Annotated in this window: 16 protein-coding genes and 1 pseudogene; 11 read left to right on the top strand and 6 right to left on the bottom strand. The window is 63.6% G+C overall.

The genetic code is table 11. The features are described 5' to 3' along the window. Positions 1-105 (top strand): annotated as a pseudogene (locus OO306_RS26435) (hypothetical protein); the annotation flags it as partial. A 6-nt stretch (positions 106-111) separates the two neighbouring features. Here OO306_RS26435 and OO306_RS26430 read toward each other — a convergent pair. Then, entirely contained in the window at positions 112-1,701 is a 1,590-nt protein-coding gene (locus OO306_RS26430) for an ABC transporter substrate-binding protein (RefSeq protein WP_085272164.1), read from the bottom strand. 360 nt (positions 1,702-2,061) lie between these two features. Between OO306_RS26430 and rpmB the strand changes: the two genes are divergently transcribed. Further along, positions 2,062-2,298 (top strand): 50S ribosomal protein L28, encoded by a 237-nt coding sequence (gene rpmB / locus OO306_RS26425; protein ID WP_003253504.1) that lies wholly within the window; start codon positions 2,062-2,064, stop codon positions 2,296-2,298. An 11-nt stretch (positions 2,299-2,309) separates the two neighbouring features. Then, positions 2,310-2,465 carry a 50S ribosomal protein L33 gene (gene rpmG, locus OO306_RS26420; protein WP_003253507.1) on the top strand — a complete coding sequence of 52 codons (156 nt, stop codon included), beginning with the start codon at positions 2,310-2,312 and terminating at the stop codon, positions 2,463-2,465. 69 nt (positions 2,466-2,534) lie between these two features. Here the strand turns inward: rpmG and OO306_RS26415 are convergent, their stop codons facing one another. Beyond that, positions 2,535-2,894, bottom strand: a complete 360-nt coding sequence (locus OO306_RS26415; RefSeq protein WP_027592164.1) for a cupin domain-containing protein — start codon at positions 2,892-2,894, stop codon at positions 2,535-2,537. Positions 2,895-3,090: 196 nt separating this feature from the next. Between OO306_RS26415 and OO306_RS26410 the strand changes: the two genes are divergently transcribed. Continuing rightward, a complete protein-coding gene (locus OO306_RS26410; protein ID WP_027592165.1) occupies positions 3,091-4,584 on the top strand; it encodes an aldehyde dehydrogenase in 1,494 nt (497 codons plus the stop codon). A 139-nt stretch (positions 4,585-4,723) separates the two neighbouring features. Then, complete coding sequence (locus OO306_RS26405) at positions 4,724-5,863, top strand: MFS transporter (protein WP_027592166.1); 1,140 nt, start codon at positions 4,724-4,726, stop codon at positions 5,861-5,863. Positions 5,864-5,984: 121 nt separating this feature from the next. Here the strand turns inward: OO306_RS26405 and OO306_RS26400 are convergent, their stop codons facing one another. Beyond that, a complete protein-coding gene (locus OO306_RS26400) occupies positions 5,985-7,538 on the bottom strand; it encodes a phospholipase D family protein (RefSeq protein WP_265970271.1) in 1,554 nt (517 codons plus the stop codon). Between the two features lie 60 nt (positions 7,539-7,598). Then, the gene (locus OO306_RS26395) at positions 7,599-9,029 is read right to left on the bottom strand and encodes a PLP-dependent aminotransferase family protein (protein ID WP_265970272.1); all 1,431 of its coding nucleotides are present in this window, start codon (positions 9,027-9,029) and stop codon (positions 7,599-7,601) included. A gap of 178 nt (positions 9,030-9,207) precedes the next feature. On the opposite strand from OO306_RS26395, the gene OO306_RS26390 reads away from it, so the two are divergent. Further along, positions 9,208-9,438, top strand: coding sequence for a DUF1127 domain-containing protein (locus OO306_RS26390; protein ID WP_238210130.1), 231 nt, complete (start codon positions 9,208-9,210; stop codon positions 9,436-9,438). 28 nt (positions 9,439-9,466) lie between these two features. Here the strand turns inward: OO306_RS26390 and OO306_RS26385 are convergent, their stop codons facing one another. Continuing rightward, complete coding sequence (locus tag OO306_RS26385; protein WP_265970270.1) at positions 9,467-10,759, bottom strand: FAD-binding oxidoreductase; 1,293 nt, start codon at positions 10,757-10,759, stop codon at positions 9,467-9,469. A gap of 195 nt (positions 10,760-10,954) precedes the next feature. Here OO306_RS26385 and OO306_RS26380 point away from each other — a divergent pair, with 195 nt between their 5' ends. Continuing rightward, the gene (locus tag OO306_RS26380) at positions 10,955-11,308 is read left to right on the top strand and encodes a YkgJ family cysteine cluster protein (RefSeq protein ID WP_027592171.1); all 354 of its coding nucleotides are present in this window, start codon (positions 10,955-10,957) and stop codon (positions 11,306-11,308) included. Positions 11,309-11,310: 2 nt separating this feature from the next. On the opposite strand, the gene dadR is transcribed toward OO306_RS26380, so the two are convergent. After that, positions 11,311-11,799 carry a transcriptional regulator DadR gene (gene dadR, locus OO306_RS26375; protein WP_003258963.1) on the bottom strand — a complete coding sequence of 163 codons (489 nt, stop codon included), beginning with the start codon at positions 11,797-11,799 and terminating at the stop codon, positions 11,311-11,313. A 155-nt stretch (positions 11,800-11,954) separates the two neighbouring features. On the opposite strand from dadR, the gene dadA reads away from it, so the two are divergent. The 4 genes from dadA (at position 11,955) to OO306_RS26355 (ending at position 15,710) form a co-directional block, all read left to right on the top strand. Continuing rightward, positions 11,955-13,256, top strand: a complete 1,302-nt coding sequence (gene dadA, locus OO306_RS26370; RefSeq protein WP_027592172.1) for a D-amino acid dehydrogenase — start codon at positions 11,955-11,957, stop codon at positions 13,254-13,256. Between the two features lie 149 nt (positions 13,257-13,405). Then, positions 13,406-14,479 (top strand): alanine racemase, encoded by a 1,074-nt coding sequence (gene alr / locus OO306_RS26365; RefSeq protein WP_027592173.1) that lies wholly within the window; start codon positions 13,406-13,408, stop codon positions 14,477-14,479. Between the two features lie 123 nt (positions 14,480-14,602). Further along, positions 14,603-15,151: a cupin domain-containing protein gene (locus OO306_RS26360; RefSeq protein WP_099430791.1), complete on the top strand. Its 549-nt coding sequence runs from the start codon at positions 14,603-14,605 to the stop codon at positions 15,149-15,151. 154 nt (positions 15,152-15,305) lie between these two features. Continuing rightward, the gene (locus OO306_RS26355; RefSeq protein ID WP_033693936.1) at positions 15,306-15,710 is read left to right on the top strand and encodes a cytochrome c5 family protein; all 405 of its coding nucleotides are present in this window, start codon (positions 15,306-15,308) and stop codon (positions 15,708-15,710) included. The last annotated feature ends 111 nt before the right edge of the window (positions 15,711-15,821 follow it).

The raw sequence follows: 15,821 nt of genomic DNA, 5'->3' as shown, positions 1-15,821 counted from the left end.
CGGGCTCCAAGGTTCACGATTGCTACGGCAAGGACGTGATCACCGAGCGTCACCGCCACCGCTACGAAGTGAACAACAACCTGCTGCCACCGCGAAGAGGCCGGCACAGGCTTACTTGGTCACCGAAACCTTGCTGAAATCCAACCGCCCAAACGGGCTCACCTGGTACCCCTCGACCCCCTGGCGCAGCAGGGTGGCCGCGGTCGGATGCGCCAGCGGCACCCACAGCGCCTGCTGCTGGATCAGCGTCTGCGCCTGCTGGTACAGCCGGCTGCGTACGCTCTGGTCATTGGTGGTGCGCCCGGCGTTGATCAGCTGGTCGAGGCGGCTGTCGCAGAACCGTGCAAAGTTGGTCCCCGACTTCACCGCCGCACAGGAAAACTGCGGGCTGAGAAAGTTGTCCGGGTCGCCGTTGTCACCTGCCCAGCCCATGAACAGCAAGTCATGCTCGCCGGCCTTGGCGCGGCGGATCAGCTCGCCCCACTCGATCACGCGGATTTCGGCCTTGATGCCGATCTTGCCCAGGTCGGCCTGCAGCATCTGCGCGCCAAGGCTGGGGTTGGGGTTGAGCAGGCTGCCCGAAGGGCGGGTCCAGATCGTGGTGCTGAAGCCGTCAGGCAGGCCAGCCTTGGTCAGCAAGGCCTTGGCCTTTTTCAGGTCCAAGGGGTAGCCGGGCAGGTCCTTGGCGTAGCTCCAGGTGTTGGGCGGGTAGGGGCCGTTGGCGGCCGTCGCGGTGCCTTCGAACACCGCCTTGAGGTAAGCCTGTTTGTCGAAGGCCAGGTTGATGGCCTGGCGCACCTCTGGCTTGTCCAGGGGCGGGTGTTCGCTGTTGATGGCGACGAAGGCGGTCATGAAGGCCGGCGTGCTGGCTACCGTGAGGTTGCCATCCTTGCCGGCTTCAGCGATGTCCAGCGGCTTGGGCGAGAGGGCCACCTGGCACTCGTTGCGCTTGAGTTTTTGCAGGCGCACGTTGGCATCGGTGGTGATGGCGAAGATCAGCGGGTCGACCGCAGGCTTACCGGCGAAGTAGTCGGGGTTGGCGCGGTAGCGCACCACGGCGTCCTTCTGGAAACGCTGGAAGACGAACGGCCCGGTGCCGATCGGCTGGCTGTTGAGCTTGTCCGGCGTGCCCGCCTTGAGCAGTTTGTCGGCATACTCGGCGGAATAAATCGAAGCAAAGCCCATGCTCAAGGTGGCCAGGAACGTGGCATCCGGGTGGGTCAGGGTGAAGCGCACAGTGTGCGGCTCGGGGGCATCGATCGACTTGATCAGGCTGCCCAGTTGCAGCGATTGCGCATGCGGGTAACCGCCCGGCGCAGTCTTGTGCCAGGCGTGGGCTGGGTAGAGCATGCGCTGGAAGCTGAACAGCACGTCGTCGGCGTTCAGCTCGCGGGTCGGTTTGAAGTAGGCGGTGGTGTGAAACTTCACGTCATCGCGCAGCTTGAAGTCGTAGATCAGGCCGTCTGCCGACACCGTCCAGCTCGCCGCCAGGCTAGGGACAACCTTGCCTTGGCCGGCGTCGAACTCCACCAACCGGTTCATCAGCACGTCGGCCGAGGCATTGGTGGTGGTCAGCGAGTTGTACTGGACCACGTCGAAGCCTTCGGGGCTGGCTTCGCTGCAGACACTCAGCGGGGCTGCCTGGGCGATGCCAGCGGCAAACAGGGAGGTAAACAATAAGGAAAAGGCGGCGGCACGCATCGTGACTCCTTGGCTGTCAGTGGCCCATCTGCCAGTGCAGTCTGGAAACGTCCTACCCTAGTGTGCGCATCAGCAAATGACCACCCTCTTTTTCTGTCGGCTGGCGACGAGTGGTCGACAGTGCGCCGCGCTAGTCGCTATGCTGCTCGCGCACGATTTGCCTCAGCTAGATGCTCATCATCTGTTGTTGCAATGCAGTCTTTCTGGTATAAAGCAGCGCTCTTTTCTAGGGGCTCGGCCTGTCGCATCAGCGGATCCGGTCGATAAGACCTCCAGAATCACGGCGCCTGGCGCCAAAGACTGAGAGATTAAGCGGCCAACCCATGCCGGGTTGGGCATGTGGTTTTAGAGGGCTGAGTCATGTCGAGAGTCTGTCAAGTTACTGGTAAGGGTCCAGTAACCGGGAACAACATTTCCCACGCAAACAACAAAACCCGTCGTCGTTTCCTGCCGAACCTGCAGCACCACCGTTTCTGGGTTGAGTCCGAGAAGCGTTTCGTGCGTCTGCGCGTTTCCGCCAAGGGCATGCGTATCATCGACAAGCGCGGCATCGACGCCGTTCTGGTTGACATCCGTAAAGCTGGCGCCAAGGTTTAAGGGAGAACATCATGCGTGAATTGATCCGTCTGGTTTCGAGTGCCGGTACCGGCCACTTCTACACCACCGACAAGAACAAGCGCACCACTCCGGACAAAATCGAGATCAAGAAATATGATCCGGTTGTTCGCAAGCACGTGGTGTACAAGGAAGCCAAGATCAAGTAATTGATCGGCAACCTTAAAAAAAACCCGCATCCGAAAGGACGCGGGTTTTTTTTTTGCCTGCCAGGACCCTTACTTCTGCTCGAACATCACGTAGATCTTGCGGCAAGGCTCCAGCACCTCCCAGGTGCCTTTGAAGCCGGCCGGGATGACGAACCGATCACCGGCGCGCAGGGTCTTGGCGCCGCCATCCTGGTCGCGCAGCACCGAAACGCCCTGCACGATCTCGCAATATTCGTGCTCGGTATAGTTCACGGTCCACTGCCCGACTTCACCTTCCCAGACACCCGCCGCAAACTGGCCGCACGGGCTGGAGTAGTGGTTATAGACGGCCTGGTCGGGCTCGCCCTTGAGGATTTTCTCTGCAGCCGGGCGGTAGCGTTCAGCCTCGGTTAGAACCTGGGCGAAGTCGATGATGCTGGCGATGCTCATGGTGCGGCTCCTGTTGTTGTTTAATAAAATGAACATCAGTAGGCTTTTAGGCCATTCGTGTCAAATATATTGATAGTTTACACAGGCTGGTTTAGGGTGTCGTTTGCCCGTGCGCGCGCGTCGCCCGGCCAGAATTCTGACAACGCCAGTGAGTCCTCAGTGCGGCGTTGCACCTAAACAAGAGGAGGAGTTTCGTATGACCACCCTGACTCGTGCGGACTGGGAACAACGTGCCCAGCAACTGAAGATCGAAGGCCGTGCCTTCATCAACGGCGAATACACCGACGCCGCATCCGGTGAGACCTTCGAGTGCCTGAGCCCGGTCGACGGACGCTTCCTGGCCAAGGTCGCCAGCTGCGACCTGGCTGACGCCAACCGTGCCGTCGAGAACGCCCGCGCCACCTTCGATTCCGGCGTCTGGTCGCGCCTGGCTCCGGCCAAGCGCAAGGCCAAGCTGATCCGCTTCGCCGACTTGCTGCGCAAGAACGTCGAAGAGCTGGCACTGCTCGAAACCCTGGACATGGGCAAGCCGATCGGCGACTCCTCGACCATCGACGTCCCAGGCGCAGCACAAGCCCTGCACTGGAATGCCGAAGCCATCGACAAGGTCTACGACGAAGTCGCACCGACCCCGCATGACCAACTCGGCTTGGTAACCCGTGAGCCGGTGGGCGTCGTCGGCGCCATCGTGCCGTGGAACTTCCCGCTGCTGATGGCCTGCTGGAAACTCGGCCCGGCCCTGGCCACCGGTAACTCGGTGGTGCTCAAGCCGTCCGAAAAATCGCCACTGACCGCCATCCGCATCGCCCAGCTGGCCATCGAAGCCGGCATCCCGGCCGGTGTGCTGAACGTGTTGCCAGGCTACGGCCACACTGTCGGCAAGGCCTTGGCCCTGCACATGGACGTCGACACCCTGGTGTTCACCGGCTCCACCAAGATCGCCAAGCAGCTGATGATCTACGCTGGCGAATCGAACATGAAGCGTATCTGGCTGGAAGCCGGCGGCAAGAGCCCGAACATCGTCTTCGCTGACGCACCGGACCTGCAAGCCGCTGCCGAAGCCGCTGCCAGCGCCATCGCCTTCAACCAGGGCGAAGTCTGTACCGCGGGTTCGCGCCTGCTGGTCGAGCGCTCGATCAAGGACACGTTCCTGCCCCTGGTGGTCGAGGCCCTCAAAGGCTGGAAACCGGGCAACCCACTGGACCCGCAGACCACCGTTGGCGCGCTGGTCGATACCCAGCAGATGAACACCGTGCTGTCGTACATCGACGCTGGCCACAAGGATGGCGCCAAACTGCTGGCCGGTGGCAAGCGCATCCTCGAAGAGACCGGTGGCACTTATGTCGAGCCGACCATCTTCGACGGCGTGACCAATGCCATGAAGATCGCCCAGGAAGAAATCTTTGGCCCAGTGTTGTCGGTGATTACCTTCGACACGGCCGAAGAAGCCATCGCCATTGCCAACGACACGCCGTACGGCCTGGCGGCTGGCATCTGGACCTCGGACATTTCCAAGGCCCACAAGACCGCCCGTGCCGTGCGCGCTGGCAGCGTCTGGGTCAACCAGTACGACGGCGGCGACATGACCGCGCCGTTCGGTGGCTTCAAGCAGTCGGGCAACGGCCGTGACAAGTCGCTGCATGCGCTGGAGAAGTACACCGAGCTGAAAGCGACCTGGATCAAGCTGTAAATCGCTGGGGCCGCGATGCGGCCCATTCGCGGGACAAGCCCGCTCCCACACGTTCACCGCTGATTTCAGAATCGCGGAGTACCTGTGGGAGCGGGCTTGTCCCGCGAATGGGCCCAAGAAAATCCAACAGGGGGAGCACATGCGCTGGGGCACCTACTTCGCCGTACTGGCATCCGTACTCAGCGTCGGCCTTGCGCTCGGCGTGAGCATGCCGCTGGTTTCCCTGCGCCTGGAGGCCTGGGGCTACGGCAGTTTCGCCATCGGCGTAATGGCAGCGATGCCCGCCTTGGGCGTACTGCTGGGTGCCAGCCTGGCCAGCCGCCTGGCCGGTTGGGTCGGTGTGCCTGCGGCCATGCGCCTGTGCCTCTGGGGCGGCGCGCTGTCGATCGGCCTGGTTGCGGTGCTGCCCAGCTACCCGCTGTGGCTGGCCCTGCGCCTGCTGATCGGCATGTCCCTGACTGTGGTGTTCATCCTCGGCGAAAGCTGGATCAACCAATTGGTGGTCGAGCAATGGCGTGGCCGCCTGGTGGCGCTGTATGGCAGCAGCTATGCGTTGAGCCAACTGGCCGGGCCGCTGGTGCTGGGCTTTCTCGGTTCGGACGACGACTTTGGGTTCTGGGCCGCGACCGGCCTGCTGTTGCTGGCACCGCTGGTGCTGTTGGGCCGCGGCGGGGCGCCGACCACTGAAGCCTACAGCGTCACCTTCCGCGACCTGGTCGCCTTCTGCCGCCGCCTGCCGGTGATCGCCTGGGCAATCGCCCTGTTTGCCTCGTTCGAGGCGATGATCCTGACCTTGTTGCCGGTCTACAGCCTGCAGCAAGGGTTCACCACCGAGGTTGCCTTGTTCATGGTGAGCACGGTGGTGGTGGGCGATGCAGTGCTGCAGTTGCCGATCGGCGCGCTGGCTGACCACATGTCGCGGCGCACCCTGTTCACCGGTTGTGCGGTGACCTTGATGTGCTCCAGCCTGGCGATTCCGTTGCTGCTGCACACGCCGGTAATCTGGCCGCTGTGGGTGCTGTTCGGGGCCAGTGCTGGGGGGTTGTTCACCCTGTCGCTGGTGCTGATCGGCGAGCGTTATCGGGATGATGCGCTGGTACGTGCCAATGCCCATGTGGCGCAGCTGTGGGGCATCGGTTGCCTGCTCGGGCCGCTGTTGGCGGGGGCGGGTAGCCAGTGGATCAGCGGGCATGCGTTGCCGTTGTTGATGGCTATTGGGGCCGCAGGGCTGGTGGTGTTGACCCGTCGGCGCGGTGCCTTCGAACCTGCGCCTGCTTGATGTTCTTTGGAAGCTTTGCGGCCCTTTCGCAGCACAAGGCTGCTCCTACAGGAATACGCGGTGCTCTGTAGGAGCAGCCTTGTGCTGCGAATGGGGCGCAAAGCGCCCCCCGCAGTCGGAACTACAGCATCTTCTCCAGGCCAACCGCCTTGCTGATCCAGGCATTGAAGCGCCGCCAGAGCCCGCCGGGCTCTGCTTTCAGCGTGTGCAGCTGGCCATTGTCCTCGGTCACCCAGACCAGCTTGTCATTGGCCAGCCTCACCTGATAACTCAGCGCGGGCGCCATGCCCTGCACGGCCAGCTCGCGGGTGTATTCGGCCAGCTCCGGGCTGTCCACCAGCACCCCGACCTCAGTATTCCACAGCACCGAACGCGGGTCGAAATTGAACGAGCCGATGAACGTCTTGCGCCGGTCGAAGACGATCGCCTTGCTGTGCAGGCTCGAATCGGAGCTGCCACGGAAGCTCAGGCGCCCGGCGCTGGGGTCGCCCGGCTGGCGGCGCAGCTCGAACAGTTGCACGCCATGTTCGAGCAGCGCACGGCGGTAGGGCGCATAGCCGCCATGCACCGCTGGCACATCGGTGGCTTCCAGCGAATTGGTCAGCAGCCGGACCGACGCCCCGGCATCGGCACGGCCGGTCAGGTACAGCAACCCCGGCTCGCCCGGCACGAAGTACGCCGATACCAGGATCAGCTCCTTGTGCACGTTGGCCAGGTCCGGCGCCAACTGCTGGCTCAGCAGCAGGTGCGGGTCGGGCTCGTCGTCGGCTAGCACCTTGCTCGGCGCATCCCACAGCACTTGGCTATGGGCCCAGATCAGCTCGTTGCGCCAGATATCCAGGCGCGGCTGCGACTGGTACGCCATCAACCGGTCATACAAGGCCTTGCGCCGCGTCCGCGCCTCGGCCAGGGAAACCTCCAGGCGATGGCGGCTGGCGCGCAGGTCGTCGGCATCCGGCAGGCGCCAGAGGAAATCGCCGATCGGCCGGCTCAGGGCGCTGTTCCAGTACTGGTCGAAACTGTGGCCAAGTTGTTCGGCCACCGGGCCTACGCCCAGCAAGTCGATGTCGGTGAAGTTGAGGTTGGGCTCGGCATCGAAGTACTCGTCACCCAGGTTGCGCCCGCCGACGATGGCCATGCTGTTGTCCACCAGGAACAGCTTGTTGTGCATGCGCCGGTGCTGGCGCGACAGGTTGAACAGGCGGCCTACGGCCCGCGTGGCGCCGGTGCTGCGCCCCAGGTGCAGCGGGTTGAAGACGCGGATCTGGATGTTCGGGTGGGCATCGAGGGTGCCCATGATGGTGTCCAGGCCATCGCTGGTGGTGTCGTCCAGCAGGATGCGCACGCGCACGCCACGGTCGGCGGCACGCAGCAGCTCATGCACCAGCGCGCGGGTGCTGAGGCCGTCGTGGACGATGTAGTACTGCAGGTCGATGCTGGCCTGGGCGTTGCGGATCAGCTCGGCGCGCGCGCGAAACGCCTCGTTGCTGTTGGGCAACAGGCGAAAGCCCGAGCGCCCCTCATAAGGTGCCGCCTGGCGCAGCACCGAGCGGCCGAAGGCGGAATCGTTGGCCGGCAGCGCCTGGCTGACTTCGCGAGGGGCGCCGACGCTGGCACAGCCTGCAAGGCCGAGCAGTAGCGTCAGCAGAAGCGGCAGAGCTTGCTGCAATCTCAAGGTAAGCGCGTCCTGTACAGCAAAGGCTTAAGGGGTTGGACCGTGGAGGGCGGCGCAAAGTTACGCGCAGGCGTCGTCCTGATCCAGTAGACGAAGGGCGGTTTCACCCACGTTGCGCACGGCGGCCTCGATTGCCGGCGTAGGTTGGGCGGCGAAATTCATGCGCAGGCAGTGACGGAACTTGCCCGAGGCCGAGAAAATGCTGCCCACGGCAACCTGCACCCCCTGCTCCAGTAAAGCGCGGTTCAGCCGCAGCGTGTCGAAATGTTCGGGCAGTTCGACCCACAGCATGAAGCCCCCCTGGGGCCGGCTGACACGGGTGCCCGGTGGGAAGTAACGGGTGACCCAGTCGCTCATCACGTCGCGGCTGCGTTGGTATTGGCTGCGCATGCGGCGCACGTGGGGCTGGTAATGGCCGGCCTTGATGAAGTCGGCAATGGCCAGTTGCGGCTGGCTGGCGGTGCTGCCGGTGCTGATGTACTTCATGTGCAGCACCCGCTCCAGGTAACGCCCCGGCGCGACCCAGCCGATGCGCAGGCCGGGGGCCAAGGTCTTGGAGAACGAGCTGCACAGCAACACGCGGCCGTCGTCGTCGAACGACTTGAGGGTGCGCGGGCGCGGGTAGGTGTAGGCCAGGTCGCCGTACACATCGTCTTCCAGAATGGCCACGTCGTAGCGCTGGGCCAGGCTCAGCAACGCCTTCTTGCGCGCCTCGGGCATGATGTAGCCGAGCGGGTTGTTGCAGCTCGGCGTGATCTGGATGAGCTTGATCGGCCACTGCTCCAGGGCCAGCTCCAGCGCTTCGAGGCTGATGCCGGTGACCGGGTCGGTGGGGATCTCCAGTGCCTTCATGCCCAAGCCCTTGAGGGTTTGCATGGCGCCATGGAAGCTGGGCGAGTCGACCGCGACGATATCGCCCGGCTTGCACACCGCGCGAATGCTGCAGGACAGCGCCTCATGGCAGCCGGTGGTCACCACCAGGTCGGCCGGGCCCAGGCGGCAGCCGGAGTCCAGCATCAAGCGGGCGATCTGCTCGCGCAGGGCCAGGTTGCCATGGATGTTGTCGTAATACAGGCCAGGCATGTCCTGGCGCCGGCTCAGTTGGGCGAGGCTGCGCAACAGCGGCTTGAGGGTCGGGCTGTTGACGTCGGGCATGCCGCGGCCCAGTTGCATCACGTCTTGGCGCGGGGTACTGCGGACCAGCTCCAGCACCTGTTCCCACTGGGAAATGTCCACAGGGCGCTGGGCCGGGCGGCTGACGGCGGGCAGGGCAGGGAGGTGGCGGTGTTCGCTGACAAAGTAGCCCGACTTGGGCCGCGGCGAGACCATGCCGCTGTCTTCGAGCATGCGGTAGGCCTGCTGCACGGTGCTCAGGCTGACGCCGTGTTCCATGCTGAGGGCGCGCACCGAAGGCAGGCGCTGGCCGGGGCGATACAGGCCTTGCTCGATACGGGCGCCGAGCAGCTCGGCGAGGTTGAGGTAGAGCGTCACGGCATACTCCAGCGTCGCCTGCATACAGCGACCAGTACAGTTGCGCTGAAAATACAGCATTCACGCGTCGATTCGCCAATTCTGTATGGGAATAATAAGCCGAGAGTGGATCTGTATTGTCACCATTGCCAACGCGCATGCTTGCTCCACGGTATCAACTGAACGGGAGAACGCAGTGATGGGTGGCATGAGCGATGTGCGCTTGCAACTGATGGCCAAGGACCTGGAAGCCGGGCAGCGGGCCAAGGTCTTCAATGCGCCAGCGGGCCTGAGCCGTTGGGGGCTGATGGTGCATCGCTGGCATACCCGCAGGGCGCTGTTGCAGCTGACAGACGATGAGTTGCGCGATGTCGGGCTGAGCTGGGAGCAGGCCCGTACAGAAGGGCGCAAACCCTTCTGGAAGGCATAAACGGCTCAATTTGTAGGCACGGCAGCATTCAGACCAGCTCTTTCAGCCGGTGCCAGAGCATCCCCAGTGCCAACAGCGGCGAGCGCAGGTGCTTGCCGCCTGGGAAGGTGATGTGCGGCACCTTGGCGAACAGGTCGAAGCGCCCGCTTTGCTGGCCGCTGATGGCCTCGCCCAGCAGGCGTGCGGCCAGGTGGGTAGCGTTGAGCCCATGGCCAGAGTACGCCTGGGCGTAATAGACATTCGGCTGGCTGGCCAAACGGCCGATCTGCGGCAGGCGGTTGGCGCCGATGCCGATCATGCCGCCCCATTGGAACTCGATGCGCACATCGGCCAGGTGCGGGAAAACCTTGAGCATTTTCGGCCGCATGTAGGCGGCGATGTCTTGCGGGTCGCGGCCGGAATAGTGGCAGGCACCGCCGAACAGCAGCCGGTGGTCCGCAGACAGGCGATAGTAGTCCAGCGCTACACGCTGGTCGCACACGGCCATGTTCTGTGGCAGCAGTGTGCGCGCGCGTTCTTCGCCCAGTGGCTCGGTGGCAATGATGTAGCTGCCGGCGGGCAGCACCTTGCCGCCCAGCTCGCGGTTGAGGTCGTTGTGGTAGGCATTGCAGCACAGCACCAGCGTCTTGGCGCGGACCCGGCCCTGAGCGGTGTGCACCTTGACCTCTGGGCCATACTCGATGCGGGTGACTTCCGACTGCTCATACAGGCGCACGCCCAGGCGGCTGGCTACGGCCGCCTCGCCAAGGGCCAGGTTGAGCGGGTGCAGGTGGCCCGAGCCCATGTCGATCAGGCCGCCGACATAGCACTCGGCGCCGACCACGCTGTGGATATCGTCTTTGCCGACCAGGCGCAGCTCATGCTCGTAGCCCAAGCTGCGCAGTGCTTCAGCCTCTTCGGCAAAGCCCAGCAGCTCAGCAGGTTTATTGGCCAGGTCGCAGTAGCCCCAGGTCAGGTCGCAGGCGATGGCGTGGCGCTCGACCCGCTCGCGAACGATCTCCACGGCTTCCAGGCCCATCAGCTTCATGCTGCGCACGCCTTCTTCGCCGATTACCGGGAGGAACTGATCCAGGCCATGGCCGACCCCGCGGATGAGTTGCCCGCCGTTGCGCCCGCTGGCGCCCCAGCCGAGTTTGCGGGCTTCCAGCAGAATCACCGAGAGGCCACGTTCGGCCAGTTCGATGGCGGTGTTCAGGCCTGAATAGCCGCCGCCGACGATGCACACGTCGGCGCTGTGCTCGCCTTGCAGGAAAGCGTGGTCGGGGTGGGGCGCGCTGCTGGCGGCGTAATAGGAGGCGGCGTGCTGCGCGCTGTGGATCATGGGGCAGGTCCTGGGCAGGAAAACAGAAGGGGGGAGGATAAGCTGGGGTTTTGTGGTGGGGCAACTGGCCCAATCGCCGGCAAGCCGGCTCCCACCGGGGCTGCACTGCCCTTGAGATAAGTGGTGTACTGGTGGGAGCCGGCTTGCCGGCGATTGGCCCTATAATTCGACCTTGACCCTCATTGTGTACCCGCCATGTCCTGCAACCGCCACAAGATCCACTTCCTGCGCGAGCTCATCCCCTCATTCGAGTGCGAGCCCGGTTGCCACGATTGCTGCGGTCCGGTCACCACGTCCACCGAAGAAATGGCCCGCCTGCCGCGCAAGACCGAGGCGGAGCAGGCCGCTGCGCTGGAGCACCTGGACTGCGTGCACCTGGGCCCCAATGGTTGCACGGTGTATGAAGAGCGGCCGATGATCTGCCGCCTGTTCGGCACTACCCCGCGCATGGCCTGCCCGCGCGGTCGCGGCCCGGAACAGATGATCGAGCCCGAGGCCGAGCAGCTCGTTCACCAGTTCATCGCCACCACCCGCCAAGTGCTGGTCTAGCCTCAGTCCGGAATCGGCAGGCAGAGGCTCTCTTTCACTTCCTCCATCACGATGTAGCTCTTCGACTCGCGCACGTGCGGCAGCTTCAGCAGGATGTCGCCCAGCAGCTTGCGGTACGAGGCCATTTCCGAGATGCGCGCTTTCACCAGGTAGTCGAAGTCGCCTGAGACCAGGTGGCACTCCAGCACATGGGGCAGCTTGAGCACGGCGCGGCGGAACTCCTCGAAGGTGTCGCCAGACTTGTAGTCCAGGCTGATTTCGACGAACACCAGCAAGCTGCCCTTCAGGTGCTGCGGGTTGAGCCGGGCGTTGTAGCCCATGATGATGCCCTCGCGCTCCAGGCGGCGGACGCGCTCGGTGCACGGGGTGGTGGAAAGCCCAACTTTCTCGCCCAGTTCGGTGAAGGAAATACGGCCGTCATTCTGCAGGATCCGCAGTATGTTGCGGTCGATCTTGTCCAGTTCACGCTTGCTCTGGTGCTGGGTTCTCATAGGGGATGCCCCTCCGTGAAAGGCAATATTGCCGAGAATTCTCGCCAAATATAGGCTTTTATATAGTGAATTGCACTGGTCTGTAATTTTTATACTGCGCGCATCCATGCCATTTCAACAAAAGACTGCGGTGCGCCGCGTGCGAGGGATCAACAATGCGAGTTCTGGTACTTGGTAGCGGTGTCATCGGAACCGCCAGTGCCTATTATCTGGCCCGGCAAGGTTTTGAAGTGACGGTGGTCGACCGCCAGCCAGCGGCGGCCATGGAAACCAGCTTCGCCAACGCAGGCCAGATCTCGCCCGGCTATGCCTCACCCTGGGCTGCCCCGGGTGTGCCGCTCAAAGCCATCAAGTGGCTGCTCGAACGCCATGCACCACTGGCCATCAAGCTCACCGGCGACGTTGACCAGTACCTGTGGATGGCACAGATGCTGCGCAACTGCACCGCCAGCCGCTATGCGGTGAACAAGGAGCGCATGGTGCGCCTGTCCGAGTACAGCCGCGACTGCCTCGACGAGCTGCGCGCCGAAACCGGCATCGCCTACGAAAGCCGCACCTTGGGCACTACCCAGTTGTTCCGCACCCAGGCTCAGGTCGATGCCGCAGCCAAGGACATCGCTGTGCTCGAACAGTCCGGCGTGCCGTATGAACTGCTCGACCGCGATGGCATTGCCCGCGTCGAACCGGCCCTGGCCGGGGTTAAAGACATCCTCGCCGGTGCACTGCGCCTGCCCAACGACCAGACCGGCGATTGCCAGCTGTTCACCACCAAGCTCGCCGACATGGCGCAGAAGCTGGGTGTGGAGTTCCGCTTCGGCCAGGACATCCAGCGCCTGGACTTTGCCGGTGACCGCATCAACGGTGTATGGATCGACGGCAAGCTGGAAACCGCCGACCGCTACGTGCTGGCCCTGGGCAGCTACTCGCCGCAGATGCTCAAGCCACTGGGCATCAAGGCGCCGGTCTACCCGCTCAAGGGTTACTCGCTGACCGTGCCGATCACCAACGCCGAGATGGCGCCGACGTCGACCATTCTCGACGAGACCTACAAGGTTGCCATCACCCGTTTCGACAACCGCATCCGCGTTGGCGGCATGGCTGAGATCGCCGGTTTTGACCTGTCGCTCAACCCGCGTCGGCGCGAAACGCTGGAGATGATCGTCAACGACCTTTATCCTCGCGGCGGTGACCTGAGCCAAGCCAGTTTCTGGACCGGCCTGCGCCCGGCCACCCCGGACGGTACGCCGATCGTGGGTGCCACAGCGTTCCGTAACCTGTTCCTCAACACAGGCCACGGCACCTTGGGCTGGACCATGGCGTGCGGCTCCGGTCGTCTGCTGGCGGACCTGATTGCACGTAAAAAGCCGCAGATCAGTGCCGAAGGGCTGGATATTTCCCGGTATGGCAACAGCCGGGAAGTGGCCAAGCACGGGCAGACCGCGCCCGTTCACCAGTGATGTGAGTGCCTGTTCCGGCCTCTTCGCGGCTAAAGCCGCTCCCACAGGGATCGCATGAACGTGCAGTTTGTGCGGTCCCTGTGGGAGCGGGTTTACCCGCGAAGAATTGAACACTGTTTTTAAACTGAACCACCATAAGGCATGCCGCCATGCGTCCCGCCCGCGCCCTGATCGACCTCCAGGCCCTGCGCCACAACTACCGCCTCGCCCGTGAACTGACCGGCGCCAAAGCCCTTGCCGTGATCAAGGCCGATGCCTACGGCCATGGCGCGGTGCGTTGCGCCCTGGCGCTGGAAGCCGAAGCCGACGGCTTTGCCGTGGCCTGCATCGAAGAAGCACTGGAGCTGCGCGCCGCGGGCATCAAAGCCCCCGTTTTGCTGCTCGAAGGTTTTTTCGAGGCCAGCGAGCTGGCGCTGATCGCCGAGCACGACCTGTGGTGCGTGGTGCATTCGCTGTGGCAACTCGAAGCGATCGAAAAGACCCAGGTGCACACGCCACTGACGATCTGGCTGAAGCTCGACAGCGGCATGCACCGCGTCGGCCTGCACCCCAAGGATTACCACGAGGCGTATCAGCGCCTGCTGGCCAGCGGCAAGGTGGCGCGCATCGTACTGATGAGCCACTTCGCCCGTGCCGACGAACTGGACGCCGACGCCACCGCCGAGCAGATCGCGGTGTTCGAGGCTGCGCGTCAGGGCCTGGCCGCCGAGTGCAGCCTGCGTAACTCGCCCGGCGTGTTGGCGTGGCCACAGGCTGGCGGCGACTGGGTACGCCCAGGCCTCATGCTGTATGGCGCCACCCCCTTCGAAGTCGCCCAGGCCGAGGCGCAACGCCTGCAACCGGTGATGACCTTGCAGTCGCGCGTCATCAGCGTGCGCGAACTGCCCGCCGGCGAGCCGGTAGGCTACGGCGCCAAGTTCACCAGCCCGCGGCCGACCCGTGTCGGCGTGGTCGCCATGGGCTACGCCGATGGCTACCCGCGCCAAGCCCCCAATGGCACCCCGGTGATGGTCGCCGGCAAGCGCGCCCAGCTGATCGGCCGGGTCTCGATGGACATGCTCTGCATCGACCTGACCGATGTGCCAGAGGCTAACGTCGGCAGCCCGGTAGAGCTGTGGGGCAAGCAGGTGCTGGCCAGCGAAGTGGCTGCGCAGGCCGGCACCATCCCCTACCAGATCTTCTGCAACCTGAAGCGGGTGCCGAAAGACTACTGCGGTGAGTAAGTGCGACGAATGAGACGCTGAAGCGGACAGCTTGAGGGGTGGTGTGTTGTAAATACTGAACGGCATTGCCATGATATCGTTCACATCCACCCCTATTTCTACCCGTTTCAGGAGGCTCCAGCTTTGGACGTCGGCGAACGACTGCAAGCCATCCGCAAGCTCAAGGGCCTGTCACAACGTGAACTCGCCAAGCGCGCGGGCGTAACCAACAGCACCATCTCGATGATCGAGAAAAACAGCGTCAGCCCTTCGATCAGTTCGCTGCGCAAGGTGTTGAGCGGCATTCCGATGTCGATGGTCGAATTCTTTTCGGTCGAACTGGCTGTCGAGAGCCCGACGCAGATCGTCTACAAGGCCGATGAGCTGATCGATATCTCGGACGGCGCGGTGACCATGAAACTGGTGGGCAAGTCGCACCCCAACCGGGCCATCGCATTTCTCACCGAGGTCTACCCACCGGGTGCCGACACCGGCGCCGAAATGCTCACCCACGACGGCGAAGAGACCGGCATCCTGCTCGAAGGCCGGCTTGAACTGGTGGTCGGCAACGAAGTGTTCATCCTCGAAGAAGGCGACAGCTATTACTTCGAAAGCACCCGCCCGCACCGCTTTCGCAACCCCTTCGCCGAGCCGGCCCGGCTGATCAGCGCGGCGACGCCTTCAAACTTTTGATCCAGCGCAGTGCATTGATTCGGCAATACCCCTTTCCTGTGTAGGGTCGTTTCACGGTCTCTGGGTTCCCGCTATACTTTTCAACGCTCGCCGACCCGTGGCCGCGAGCGTGATTAGCCACCATGAGGGTGTACGCGTGAACCAAATCAAGAAGATGCTGGCCGTACCAGCAGCCGTATTCGCCCTCTGGGCAATGAGCGCAACCGCTGCGACCAACGACGACATCGCCAAGCGCCTAGAGCCGGTTGGCCAGGTGTGCGTCCAAGGCCAGGAGTGCAAGGGCATGGAAGTGGCCGCGGCCGCAGGCGGCGGCGGTGCCAAGACGCCAGACGACATCATCGCCAAGCATTGCAATGCCTGCCATGGCACCGGCTTGCTCGGCGCGCCGAAAATCGGCGATACCGCCGCGTGGAAAGAACGCGCCGACCACCAGGGCGGCCTGGATGGCATCCTGGCCAAGGCCATTACCGGCATCAATGCCATGCCGCCTAAAGGCACGTGCGCGGATTGCTCGGATGATGACCTGAAAGGGGCGATCAAGAAGATGTCGGGGTTGTGAGTAACAGCTGAATTGCACGAGGCCCGCCGTTGATGGCGGGCTTTGTTTTTGTGCTGCCTGTGCCGGCCCTTTCGCGGGTAAACCCGCTCCCACACGGACCTGTAGGAGCGG

This window comes from Pseudomonas sp. DCB_AW (genome assembly GCF_026240895.1).
GTDB classification, from domain to species: Bacteria; Pseudomonadota; Gammaproteobacteria; order Pseudomonadales; family Pseudomonadaceae; genus Aquipseudomonas; species Aquipseudomonas kermanshahensis.
The sequence above is the reverse complement of the archived record's forward strand: the minus strand, read 5'-3'. Positions and strand labels throughout refer to the sequence as shown.

Excerpts from the sequence above, each read along its gene's own strand:
- dadA (WP_027592172.1), top strand. The coding sequence starts at position 11,955 with ATGCGAGTTCTGGTACTTGGTAGCGGTGTCATCGGAACCGCCAGTGCC.
- rpmB (WP_003253504.1), top strand. The coding sequence starts at position 2,062 with ATGTCGAGAGTCTGTCAAGTTACTGGTAAGGGTCCAGTAACCGGGAAC.
- dadR (WP_003258963.1), bottom strand. The coding sequence starts at position 11,799 with ATGAGAACCCAGCACCAGAGCAAGCGTGAACTGGACAAGATCGACCGC.
- rpmG (WP_003253507.1), top strand. The coding sequence starts at position 2,310 with ATGCGTGAATTGATCCGTCTGGTTTCGAGTGCCGGTACCGGCCACTTC.
- OO306_RS26385 (WP_265970270.1), bottom strand. The coding sequence starts at position 10,759 with ATGATCCACAGCGCGCAGCACGCCGCCTCCTATTACGCCGCCAGCAGC.
- alr (WP_027592173.1), top strand. The coding sequence starts at position 13,406 with ATGCGTCCCGCCCGCGCCCTGATCGACCTCCAGGCCCTGCGCCACAAC.
- OO306_RS26390 (WP_238210130.1), top strand. The coding sequence starts at position 9,208 with ATGGGTGGCATGAGCGATGTGCGCTTGCAACTGATGGCCAAGGACCTG.
- OO306_RS26405 (WP_027592166.1), top strand. The coding sequence starts at position 4,724 with ATGCGCTGGGGCACCTACTTCGCCGTACTGGCATCCGTACTCAGCGTC.
- OO306_RS26430 (WP_085272164.1), bottom strand. The coding sequence starts at position 1,701 with ATGCGTGCCGCCGCCTTTTCCTTATTGTTTACCTCCCTGTTTGCCGCT.
- OO306_RS26380 (WP_027592171.1), top strand. The coding sequence starts at position 10,955 with ATGTCCTGCAACCGCCACAAGATCCACTTCCTGCGCGAGCTCATCCCC.
- OO306_RS26415 (WP_027592164.1), bottom strand. The coding sequence starts at position 2,894 with ATGAGCATCGCCAGCATCATCGACTTCGCCCAGGTTCTAACCGAGGCT.
- OO306_RS26355 (WP_033693936.1), top strand. The coding sequence starts at position 15,306 with ATGCTGGCCGTACCAGCAGCCGTATTCGCCCTCTGGGCAATGAGCGCA.
- OO306_RS26410 (WP_027592165.1), top strand. The coding sequence starts at position 3,091 with ATGACCACCCTGACTCGTGCGGACTGGGAACAACGTGCCCAGCAACTG.